Origin of the sequence: Aquimarina algicola (assembly GCF_006443095.1) — a bacterium.
GTDB lineage: Bacteria > Bacteroidota > Bacteroidia > Flavobacteriales > Flavobacteriaceae > Aquimarina > Aquimarina algicola.
In genome coordinates, this window is the sequence record NZ_VFWZ01000009.1 from 418,127 (window position 1) to 430,409 (window position 12,283).

General features: G+C 32.5%; 10 protein-coding genes. 3 read left to right on the forward strand and 7 right to left on the reverse strand.

All coding sequences use genetic code 11. The features are described from left to right. Positions 1-15: 15 nt before the first annotated feature. From FHK87_RS23560 to FHK87_RS23575, 4 genes are all read right to left on the reverse strand, one after another. Complete coding sequence (locus FHK87_RS23560; protein WP_140597332.1) at positions 16-1,587, reverse strand: FMN-binding glutamate synthase family protein; 1,572 nt, start codon at positions 1,585-1,587, stop codon at positions 16-18. Positions 1,588-1,595: 8 nt separating this feature from the next. After that, on the reverse strand, positions 1,596-2,888 hold the full coding sequence (locus FHK87_RS23565) for an amidohydrolase (RefSeq protein WP_140597333.1): 1,293 nt from the start codon (positions 2,886-2,888) through the stop codon (positions 1,596-1,598). Between the two features lie 113 nt (positions 2,889-3,001). After that, a complete protein-coding gene (locus tag FHK87_RS23570; RefSeq protein ID WP_140597334.1) occupies positions 3,002-3,541 on the reverse strand; it encodes a DsrE family protein in 540 nt (179 codons plus the stop codon). 182 nt (positions 3,542-3,723) lie between these two features. Next, positions 3,724-4,011: a hypothetical protein gene (locus FHK87_RS23575; protein WP_140597335.1), complete on the reverse strand. Its 288-nt coding sequence runs from the start codon at positions 4,009-4,011 to the stop codon at positions 3,724-3,726. A gap of 296 nt (positions 4,012-4,307) precedes the next feature. Between FHK87_RS23575 and FHK87_RS23580 the strand changes: the two genes are divergently transcribed. Together FHK87_RS23580 and FHK87_RS23585 are read left to right on the forward strand one after the other, a co-directional pair. Then, positions 4,308-6,632 (forward strand): ATP-dependent helicase, encoded by a 2,325-nt coding sequence (locus FHK87_RS23580; RefSeq protein WP_140597336.1) that lies wholly within the window; start codon positions 4,308-4,310, stop codon positions 6,630-6,632. An 88-nt stretch (positions 6,633-6,720) separates the two neighbouring features. Next, positions 6,721-7,341, forward strand: coding sequence for an L-threonylcarbamoyladenylate synthase (locus tag FHK87_RS23585; RefSeq protein WP_140597337.1), 621 nt, complete (start codon positions 6,721-6,723; stop codon positions 7,339-7,341). 25 nt (positions 7,342-7,366) lie between these two features. Here the strand turns inward: FHK87_RS23585 and FHK87_RS23590 are convergent, their stop codons facing one another. Beyond that, the gene (locus tag FHK87_RS23590) at positions 7,367-8,239 is read right to left on the reverse strand and encodes a helix-turn-helix domain-containing protein (RefSeq protein ID WP_140597338.1); all 873 of its coding nucleotides are present in this window, start codon (positions 8,237-8,239) and stop codon (positions 7,367-7,369) included. Between the two features lie 222 nt (positions 8,240-8,461). Between FHK87_RS23590 and FHK87_RS23595 the strand changes: the two genes are divergently transcribed. Continuing rightward, positions 8,462-9,049 (forward strand): hypothetical protein, encoded by a 588-nt coding sequence (locus FHK87_RS23595; RefSeq protein ID WP_140597339.1) that lies wholly within the window; start codon positions 8,462-8,464, stop codon positions 9,047-9,049. Between the two features lie 153 nt (positions 9,050-9,202). Here FHK87_RS23595 and FHK87_RS23600 read toward each other — a convergent pair whose 3' ends face one another. Both FHK87_RS23600 and FHK87_RS23605 read right to left on the reverse strand, forming a co-directional pair. Further along, positions 9,203-11,275, reverse strand: a complete 2,073-nt coding sequence (locus FHK87_RS23600) for a DUF5723 family protein (protein ID WP_140597340.1) — start codon at positions 11,273-11,275, stop codon at positions 9,203-9,205. 140 nt (positions 11,276-11,415) lie between these two features. After that, a complete protein-coding gene (locus tag FHK87_RS23605) occupies positions 11,416-12,282 on the reverse strand; it encodes an OmpA/MotB family protein (RefSeq protein WP_140597341.1) in 867 nt (288 codons plus the stop codon). Between the last annotated feature and the right edge of the window lies 1 nt (position 12,283).

The following is a 12,283-nucleotide window of genomic DNA, read 5'->3' on the forward strand; positions in this document are numbered from 1 at the left end:
TTCGGTAAATATAATTTATAGTTTATTTTCGTTATCGTACCCTCCTAAATATGTGCACTCTTTTAAATCTTGTGCACAAGTGTATTTAACGGGGGTTTTTGTGTATTTAAATGATTGTTCCAGTGTTTTTGTAAGTTCTCCATCATCAACATTTAAGTTAATATCCTGCATCGTAAATTGACAAGGATGTTCATAACCGGCGGCATGTGTAATTTCGATAAATTCTTTCCTGAATGTTTTAAAATATTGAGAGAGACGATCTGATTTAAGTGGAATATTAATCCCGTTTTGTAGCCATTTACTCTGCGTAGCAACACCACTAGGACATCGATTGGTATGGCAAACTTGTGCTTGTATACAACCGATACTCATCATTGCTTCTCTAGCGACATTTATACAATCAACTCCCATTGCAAACGCCATAGCCGCTTTTGCAGGAAATCCTAATTTGCCACTACCTATAAAAACAATTCTTTCTGTTAAGTTATAATGTTGAAAAATCTTATAAATAGAAGAAAATCCATACACCCATGGTAAGGATACGTGATCTGCAAAACTTGGAGGAGCAGCACCAGTACCTCCTTCGCCACCATCAATTGTAATAAAATCAGGTCCTTTATTTGTCTCAGCCATTAGTTTTGCTAAAAGTTCCCACTGTTCAGTCTTGCCGATAGCAGCTTTGATACCAACAGGCAAACCTGTTTCATGAGCAATATCCTCAACAAATTTTAGTAGTCCTGGGACATCAGAAAAAGCAGTATGAGCAGATGGAGAAAGTACATCTTCGCCCATTTTTACACCTCGTATTTTTGCGATCTCTGAAGTTATTTTTGACCCAGGCAATACACCACCTTTTCCGGGTTTCGCTCCTTGAGATAATTTTATTTCTATAGCTCTTATAAAAGGATTGTTTTCAACAAGTTCTTTCATTTTTTGCATCGAAAAATTGCCGTTTTCATCGCGAACACCAAAATATCCTGTTCCAAAATGAAAGATGACATCACCGCCATTACTATGATATGGTGATAAACCACCTTCTCCTGTAATATGATATGCATTAGATTTGAGTACTCCGATATTAAGAGACTCTACCGCCTTAGCAGAAAGTGAACCAAAGCTCATAGCAGATACGTTGATGATTGATCCGGGACGATACGGTTTTTTACGATTATTATATAATCCCATTACTTTGGCACAAGGAAGAAAAGATTTATCCTTTTTATTAGGGTGATCTTGACCAACTTGAAATGGGATCATACAATTTTTTACAAAGATATGATGATGTCCGTGGAGATCTCTATCTGTTCCAAATCCTTCGTAGTTATTTTCATTTTTTGATGAAGCATACACCCATCCTCGTTCAATCCTATTAAAAGGTAATTCTTCTCTGTTATTGGCAACAAAATATTGCCTCATTTCTGGGCCAATACTTTCTAATAAATACCTGAGATGCCCTACGATAGGAAAATTATGGCTTATTGTATGTTTTTTGTTAAAAAAGACATCTCTTATGGCTATAAGTGCCAATCCAATAATAATCCATACCCACCAAGAAATTGAACTTAAAAAAGAAAATATATTTTCCATTTAAAAAATTATTGCATGTTAAGATAATCAATTGCAAGTTGTGACATCACTTTAACTCCTAATAATAGTCCTTTTTCGTCTATAAAGAATTCTGGTGTATGATGAGAAGGAGCATTTTCTACACCAGGCGTTTTACCTCCTAAAAAGAAATAAAATCCGGGGACTACTTCTTGAAAATAAGAAAAGTCTTCGCCACCTGTAGTAGCCTTAGATAATATAACATTGTCTTTGCCTGCAATTCCCTGTAGTGTAGGGAGCATTTTCTTTACTAGATCATGATCATTATAGGTGATAGAAGTATTATTTTGAAAATCTATTGTTGCGCTTCCACCATATGTTTTGGCAATAGACGGCACCATTTCTTTCATTCTTCTAATAATAAGTGCCCTCATCTTTGGGTCAAGAGTTCTTACAGTTCCAATCATTTCGGCAGTTCCCGGAATGATATTAAATCGTACTCCACTTGTTATTTTACCTACGGTAATTACAGCAGCTTCGTCTACCAATGGGGCTTCTCTACTAATAATAGTTTGTAGACCATCTATAATTTTTGCTGAAATCACAATAGGATCTGTTCCTGACCAAGGCGCAGAACCATGTGTTTGTTTTCCTTTTACATTGATTACAAATCGTTCTACCGCTGCCATAGTACCTCCGGGTTTGTATCTTATTTTTCCAACTTCTGTTCCAGAATTAATATGTAATCCAAAAATGGCATTTACATCCGGGTTTTTAAGAACCCCTTCTTTAATCATAAGTTTTGCTCCTCCTTCTTCGCCCGGTGGAGGACCTTCTTCAGCCGGCTGAAAAATAAACTTTACAGTTCCCGAAATTTTATCCTTATGTTTTGAAAGTATTTCGGCAACTCCCATTAATATGGCTGTATGTGTATCATGACCACAAGCATGACTAACACCAACTTCTGTATTCAAAAAAGTCGTTTTGACAGTTGATTTAAAAGGAACATCTGCTATTTCAGTTACAGGCAATGCATCAATATCTGCTCTTAAGGCTACTGTTTTTCCTTTTTTGTCACCTTTTAAAATACCTATAACACCAGTTTTTGCTACATTTTCTGTAACGTCTAAACCTAAATCTTTAAGATGTTTGGCGATTTTTTTAGCAGTTTCAACTTCTCGATTTGATAATTCTGGATTTTGATGAAAATCTCTTCTCCATTCTATTACTTTGGATTCAATTTCTTCTGCCATTTTATTAACCGCAGGATCGATTTTTTGCGCATTAATCGAACAGAATGTAAATAAAAAGGCAAATATGAAGATTTGTGCTTTTGTAATCATATGTTAGTACTTAAATTATGTAAAGAAAAGAATTTATCTAGAAATATGGTAACCAAACTATATCGGTATCCTCAAAAGTTTCTTGGATAAATATATATATTTCTATGTCTTAATTAAAAATTAATAAGTCGATATTCTTCATTTTGCAATTGTACAAGGGCAGTCATAGCAGACAAAGCAAATTTTACTTCCGGTAAAGTATCTTCTTGAGAAATATTACGATAAGCTGCTGTTTGTCCACATAAAATAATTTGTACTCCTTTATCAGATAGCGCTTTGATTAAAGGTGCATTTGGATTTTCAATTTTATACTTTTCGTGATACTTTTTTGAGTCAAGGATATCACTTGATGCAGATCCGTGAATTACTAATGCAACTTTTAATTTTTCTATAGGCACTCCTGCCTTTTCATGCATGTTTAAATATCTGGCAGCGGTATTAAATAGAGGATTTACCTTCGAATGATCTTCAAAATTTCGTCCAATATCAAAAACTACTTTCAGTTCCTGATCAGTTCTAGTTTCAAATTCAGGCGAGATTACTTCAAATGTTTTGCCGTATTGCGTAATAACGTTACCACTTTTTGCTTTCTGTTGAGCAGATAGTAACAATGGAAATATGATAAGAGAGAGTGTTGATATTGTGTTTTTCAAACTTTAATTTTTTAGAATCCTAAATATATTCAAAAATCATATAATGAAAAACTAAAAAATTAATTTTAGAGAAATGACTTATAAAGATCATTATTAATAAGTATAATTTTAAATATATAAAAGACATGTATACAATTGATACATGTCTTTATGTGTTGTCATCGAGTTTTTGTCATAAAGTATCAAGAAATCGCTATGATTCTTTCTAGGGGTATAATTGTACTTTGTTTTAGGATTACTGCTTTATCTGTTATTCCCCATATGGTTGTTTCTACTCGTTTTAAGCCATTATCATCGACAAATAAAATCTTTACTTTTTGATGTTCTAGGTTACCCAGAGAAAGTGCTCTTTGTAAATCCAAGAATCGATCAATTTGATCTTTTCTTTTATTTAAAACATCTTCTTTTGGAAACTTTAAAAATTTGATTTGTTCTTTTTGCACAATTTGTGCTGTAATGTTTGGGGCCATAATGTAGATTTTGGTTAAAATTAGTTCTCGAAAAAACAATAGTTATGACGATTGTTTAGTTAAATATATGTATTTTATCTTTTAAAAGTGAATTTAATCTATTTTTTTAACTAAATTTTTGATAATTAGTAAGAAAATTACTGTATTTATAAATTCATTATTTTTTAGTGATTTTATAGTTTAAAGTGAATGTTATGGGAGCGAGTTATTGACTAAGATTTGTTTACAAAAAATGGATATAGCGTTTTTATAAACGTTGTTCTTTCCTTAAATTTCAGGCTTAAAAAAATGTTGCTTTGGAAGAATACATTGCTGAATTAAATGATGCGCAAAGAGCGCCTGTTTTGCAGAAAGATGGACCTATGATTGTTATTGCCGGTGCAGGTTCAGGAAAAACAAGGGTGTTGACATATCGTATTGCTTATCTGATGCATCAAGGAATCGATGCGTTTAATATTTTATCTCTCACATTTACAAATAAGGCTGCTCGTGAAATGAAAAAACGTATCGCAGATATTGTAGGGACAAGTGAGGCCAAGAATCTTTGGATGGGAACATTTCACTCTATTTTTGCTAAGATTCTTAGATTTGAGGCAGACAAACTAGGGTATCCATCAAATTTTACAATTTACGATACTCAAGATTCTCAAAGACTAATAGCTTCTATTATTAAAGAGATGGGCCTTGATAAGGACATTTATAAGTATAAACAAGTATACTCTAGAATTTCGTCTTATAAAAATAGCTTGATTACTGTAAAAGCTTATTTTCAAAATGCAGAATTAGTAGAAGCAGATGCGATGGCAAAACGGCCACGAATGGGAGAGATTTATCAAAACTATGTAGAACGCTGTTTTAAAGCAGGAGCAATGGATTTTGATGATCTTTTATTAAAAACAAATGAGCTTCTGAATCGTTTTCCAGATGTTTTGGCCAAATATCAGAATAGATTTAGGTATATTTTGGTTGATGAGTATCAAGATACAAATCATTCTCAATACTTGATTGTTAGAGCACTTTCAGATAAATTTCAAAATATATGTGTCGTAGGGGATGATGCTCAAAGTATTTATGCTTTTCGAGGGGCAAATATCAATAATATCCTTAATTTTCAGAGGGATTATGATAACGTACAACAATACAGACTTGAACAGAATTACAGATCTACTAGAAATATTGTAGAAGCTGCAAATTCTATCATAGATAAAAATAAAACAAAATTAGAAAAGGTAGTTTGGACTGCAAATGAACCCGGACCCAAAATTATTGTTAATCGACTATTGACGGATGGAGATGAGGGTAGATATGTGGCAAGTTCTATTTTTGAGAATCAAATGCAGTATCAGTTGACTAATGGTCAATTTGCAGTTTTATATAGAACCAATGCTCAATCTAGAGCTATAGAAGACGCATTGCGTAAAAGAGATATAAAATATCGAATTTATGGAGGGCTTTCTTTTTATCAGCGTAAAGAGATAAAAGACGTACTGGCATATCTACGATTGATTATTAATCCTAGTGATGAAGAAGCTTTAAAACGTGTTATAAACTATCCTGCCAGAGGTATAGGTGCTACTACTGTTGATAAACTTATTGTAGCGGCAAATCACTATGAACGCTCAATTTTTGAAGTTATAGAAAACTTGGACCGGATTAATCTTAAGATTAATAGTGGGACTAAAACAAGATTGGAGAACTTTATCACTATGATCAAAAGTTTTCAAATCACTAACGAAACATCTGATGCTTTTGTGCTATCAGAAATGGTAGCAAAAAAAACAGGGTTGCTGCAAGAGTTGAAAAAAGATGGAACACCAGAAGGAATTGCTCGTATCGAAAATATAGAAGAACTCCTTAATGGTATTAGAGACTTTGTTGAAGGACAAAAAGAACTTGATGAAGCGACTGGCTCGCTCACAGAATTTTTAGAAGATGTTGCTCTGGCTACAGATTTGGATCAAGATACAGGAGATGATGATAGAGTGGCATTAATGACAATCCATCTTGCAAAAGGATTAGAATTCCCTTATGTATATATTGTTGGTATGGAAGAAGATCTTTTTCCATCGGGAATGAGTATGAATACTAGAAGTGAGCTCGAAGAAGAACGACGTTTATTTTATGTTGCATTGACCAGAGCAGAAAAACAAGCATATCTAACCTATACACAATCTCGTTATCGATGGGGGAAGTTAGTAGATGCAGAACCTAGTCGATTTATAGAAGAAATCGATGATAAATTTTTAGATTTTATTACACCGGTCGATAACTATAAATATAAACCGCTCATAGATTCTGATATCTTTGGAGAGGTTGATAAAAGCAAATTACGCCTCAAGAAGCCTGTTTCAGGTTCTCCGCCTTTGGCACATAAACCTACTGAGGACCAGTTGCGAAAATTAAGAAAGCTAAGACCTGCATCTAGTGCTAATGAAACCAAAAATACAATTTCAATCGATGGTAACCTTGTTGCCGGTGCTACAGTAGAGCATATGAGATTTGGAATTGGTAAAATTCTTAAAATAGAAGGAGTAGGGCAGGATAGAAAAGCTGAAATTCATTTTGAAAAAGGAGGAATCAAAAAATTATTACTTCGTTTTGCGAAGTTAAAGGTTCTTTAAAAATTAACAACTTGTTTGGATATTATGGTTACAGATTTAGCCACTTTATGATGCATTTTACATTATCTTTAATGCATATTATTTTTTGATGGCAGAATTTATAAAATTATATAACGAAAACCCTAATCCAAGAGAAATACAGAAGGTTGTAAGCTGTTTGCAAAATGGAGGATTAATTATTTATCCTACAGATACTGTTTACGGTTTGGGTTGTGATGTTACAAATAATAGAGCTTTAGAAAAAATTGCTAGAATTAAAGGTGTAAAGGTTGAAAAAGCTAACTTCTCTTTTATTTGCAAAGACTTAAGTAATTTATCAGATTATGTTAAGCAAATAGATAATTCTACCTTCAAACTTTTAAAGAGAACATTACCTGGTCCGTACACATTTATACTTCCGGGAAGTAATAATTTACCTACCGTTTTTAAAAAGAAAAAGACAGTTGGGATTCGTGTTCCTGATAATATGATTTGTACAACAATTGTAGAAGAGTTAGGGAATCCTATTGTCTCTACATCAATTTATGATGAAGACGAAGTAATAGAATATACGACCGATCCAGAACTTATTTTAGAAAAGTGGGACCATTTAGTAGATATTGTTATAGATGGAGGATATGGGGATAATGTGCCTTCTACCGTAATAGATCTAACAGGTAGCGAACCCGAATTAGTAAGAGAAGGTAAAGGAGTAATAGATATTATATAAGGATTTCTATTTATTATCCTGAGTTTTATGTAACAGTATATTTTAATTCATTTCGATACATACTAGGAGTTTTGCCGGTAAATTGCTTGAATAATTTATTAAAATGAGAGAAATTATTAAAACCACTTTCGAAGCAAATATCTGTAATGCTGGTTTGTTTTTCATGGAGTAGCTTTGCAGCATGCACCAATCTATATTCGTTTACGAATTGTGTAAATGTTTTGCCTGTAATTTTTTTAAAATATCTACAAAATCCCGGAACACTCATACTTACTTTATCTGCAATTTCTTCTAAAGGAATAGCTCTGGAAAATTCTTGTTGTACAAAATTAAAAATAAGATTAATTCTATTATTATCTTGTATTTCAGTTTCAATAACAAACCCTTCTGCATTGAGAATAGTATAGTCATTTGTTTTTTCCATCTCTTTGAGAACTTGTAAAATACCAATTAGTTTTTCAAAAGATTCCAGATTTTTTAATGCTTCTATTTGAGCTCCTATTCTTCTTTTAGTATCTCCATGAAAAATAATTCCTTTTTTTGCCTGTTCTAAAATTTGCCCGATAGCGATCATCTCAGGAATTTCAAAAAAAGTATTGCCCAAAAAATCAGGTAACATCTGGATAATGGTCTCACTACTATTACCTGTCATCCCGTCTGTAAAACCACAATGAGGCAGGTTGGATCCTATGAGCATGAGTGCTCCATTTCTATAATAAGACATATGACTCCCTATTTGCCGTTTACCTGTTCCTCCGTTTACATACACAATTTCGATTTCAGGATGATAGTGCCAAATAGGGTTTTTGTTCTTTTTTTCTTCAGAAAATGTTTCATAATATAATGAGCTTCCAAATTCGGGAACAATTTTTTCTAAGGAAGGTTTTATATTTTTCATACTTCACAATAATTATCAATTTTTATTTCAAATATCGTATTAATAGCGTTAATCTAATATAAAATTAAGAAAAAATAAATGTAAAATTAACTTTAGGTAATGATTATGTGTGTGTTTTGGGTTAATATAGTACATATATATGCAAATATTGTTGTGTTTACCAGCGGATTCCTGTTTTAAATTTGCAGTGTAAAATTATTAATAAACTAAAATTAGAAAGTTATGAAAAGAGTAATTAATCTAGGTTTGTTTTTATTCGCTCTTTTATTAAGCGCTAATGTAAAAGCTTCAAGCCTATTATCTGTAAAGGTTGAAAACGCGTCGACAATTAATGTGTCTTTGTCCAATATTAGTAAAGGACAAAAACTATATTTAAAAGATTATTCAGGTACGATTCTATTTAATGTTACATTAGATGCGATGCCTTCTTATAAAAAATATTTTAACTTGAATACTGTAGACAAAGGCATTTATTTTGTTGAAACAGAAACAGAGTTTGATGTTAAAATAACTCCTGTGTTAAAAAACTCAAAAGGAATAGCACTAATAGAAAATTCTACTGTTACTATTTTTAAACCAAAAGTAGTAGTAGAGGATCAAATAGCAAGAGTTATGCTGACAAGAGTAGAAAAATCTCCTTTGAGAATCTCTATTTATGATGACAAAGGGTTTATTCTTTTTACTGAAAAAATAGAAGAAGGAAATACAATTTTTGAAAGAAATTATAATTTTGAGAGTACTCCATCAGGAAAATACACTATTTATTTTGCATTAAAAGATCGTGTTTTTGCAAAAGAAATTGATATATAAGAATGATTGTTTTAATACATTTAACCACAGTGAAAAGGTGATATCTATGTTGGGTATCACTTTTTTTGATTAGTGTATTGCTAGAAATATAAAAAGCCATCAGAATCAAATCCTGATGGCTTTTTATTACTGTTTTGTATCAGTATATATATCTTACTTTATAAGATTTATTTCTACACGTCTATTTTGAGCTCTACCTGCTCTTGTTTTGTTTGTTGCAATAGGTCGTTCCTCTCCATATCCTATAGCAGATAATCTAAATTGGTCAACACCATTTTCAACCAAATAATCTTTTACTGCATTTGCTCTAGAATCAGATAAACGTTGATTTAGTTTGTTACTTCCTGCACTATCAGTATGACCTTCTACGGTAAATTTAGCTAGAGGATATTCATTAAGAATTTTAATTATATCATTAAGTACCTCATTCGATTCTTCTTTGATCGTTGATCTTCCAGAGTCAAAAAGAATAGTTTTTGCATACTCATTTAATGTCTTTTGTACTTCTTCTGTAACTTCTGGACAACCATTGTTTGCTACTGTACCTGCAACATTAGGACAATTATCATCTTTATCAAGAACACTATCGCCATCGGTATCAGGCCAAGGACAACCATTATTTTCGATAGGACCTGCTATTTGTGGGCACGAATCATCCTTATCTAGTAAACTGTCGCCGTCAGTATCAGGCCAGGGGCAACCATTATTTTCTACTTCTCCCGCTTCTTCAGGACATTGATCGTCTTTATCTAAAACAGTATCACCATCGGTATCAGGCCATGGGCAACCAAAGTTTTCTTCAGGCCCTTTTATTTCAGGACAATCATCTACTTTGTCCAATACTCCATCTCCATCTTTATCCTTTAAACGAGATTGGTATACAGGAATCTTTAATCCGGCGTATACATCCGCACCTTTAGATTCATCATTTAATAAAACAGATATAATAGAACCAGATCCTATGTATAGAGGACCAGCTCTTAATCCAGCTCCCCATCGAAAACCACTATGTTGTACTAGACTTAATGGAGAGTAAAAACTAAACCATTTGCTTTCGAATCTTGGTGTAAGAGATACAAGATTTGCTATTCTACTTCTGTTGATTTTATCTTTGGCTGTCAATGAAAGGTCTGTGTTTACGTTTACATAGAATCTTTGATTGATATTCCAATCAGCATTAAGATGTAATGCAGTCGGTAAAACAGCTTTTTCTGTTTCACCTATAGTTGGAGTTCCATAAAATCTTTCTAATTCATCAATATCAATATCTTCAAAATCATCTTGTGTTAGTACTCTGTTGAAATCATAGCTTTCTTGAATACCTTTGTCATAACTTATAGAACCAATGTCTGTTAATGATAAACCAAATTTTAGTTTATACTTATTAATATCTTTTGGCAGATATGTTTTTCCTTTACTATCTGTTGCAATGTATTCATCATAATCAGGTCTCCATTCATATATGAAACCCAGATCAACACCAATTCCTTTGGCATTGCTTACTATTTCTATTTCATCAAGGTCCTCTTCGAGATTTTCACTATATCCATAAACGACATCTCCAGTAGTTGCTACAGTTCCGTTACCCTGTATAATCGCATTTGCATCAAAATCAATAGACAAATTATTACCAGAAGCATATGCATTACCCAATCCTTGAAGATATTTAAGTGTAATACCACCTTTAATAAAGTGTTGTTGTTTATTCATTAATACTCTTGCATATGATACACCTAGTTCAGCCCATACATTTCCACTACCGTATGCGTCATCCTCGTTTACATTAAAATTAATGTTATCATCTAAGTTGTTTATTACACCATCAAGTGTTTCTCCATCAATATCACTTACACTGGCAAAAGCTCTAAGTCTAAAATAGGCTGCGATAGAATTTCTTTCATTGATATTAAACATAAAAGCAGGGCCAAGGACATCAATATTTCCTACCAAATTATTACTGCTTTCAGGAAATGTTTTTGCATCATCATCAATATCATAATCACTATCCAGATCATTAAAATTAATCCCATAGTAATCATTTGCAGCAAATGCACTTATACCAACTAAATTGATATCTGTTTTTAGGCGTGAATCTACGATATTAGCAGGGTTACTGATAACTCCATGAACACCACTATAATTATCAGTTAAAAATCCGAGGTAGGATTGTGATTTTACAGATGCTATACAGAGTAATAGCATGATTGTAGGTAAAATTTTTCTCATGTTTTAAATTTTTAGATTTGGGTCGCATTTCAGATCGCAAATATATTAGTATTTCTTTAACACTAAAAGTTTTTTATTTGAATTTAAAACAAAAAAAGCTGCCAATATTGGCAGCTTTATATATGAACTTAAAGTCTTTACTAGTTACCTCCTTGAGAAGCTTTTTTCATACCATCTTCGATCATATTATAGAACTGATCTAATTTTGGTAATACTACTATTCTAGTTCTTCTATTCTTAGCTCTGTTTGCAGATGAACTGTTGTCTGAAATAGGCACATAATAACTTCTTCCTGCTGCAGTCATACGCTTAGGATCTACTTTAAAATCATTTTGTAACACTCTTACAACAGAAGTAGCACGTTTTACACTAAGATCCCAGTTGTCTAAAAGAACTTTATTTTTGATAGGCACATTATCTGTATGTCCTTCTACCAGGAATTCAATATCTGGCTTGTCGTTTACTACTTTAGCTACTTTTCCTAACACTTCACGTGCTCTTCCAGAAACATTATAGCTTCCGCTTTTAAAAAGAAGCTTATCAGAAATAGAAACATAAACAACTCCTTTTTCAACATTTACTTCGATATCTTCATCAGCTAAGTTACCTAATGCACCTTTAAGGCTAGTAACAAGAGCTAAAGTCACAGAATCTTTCTTTGTAATTGCGTCTTGCATTGTTTTGATCTGCAAGTCTTTTTCTTTTATACTTTCTAAAGACTTTTCAAGATTTTCTGCTTCTTTAGAAGAAAGGGTAGCTAAATTCCCTACATTATTTAATAAAGCAGAATTCTGATTCTTTAGATTGGATACTTGATCTTGAAGTACCTTTAATTGAGAAGTAGAACTTGCTTTTTCTTCTAGACAGCTGTTTAATTTTACAGTAGCTGTATTTAATAAGTCTGAAGTTTCTTTTTGTTTGGCTTCTAGATCAGCATATTTCTTTTGCGAGACACAAGAAGATAATACAATGGCTAGAGAAGCCCCAATAATCATTACTTTTTTCATT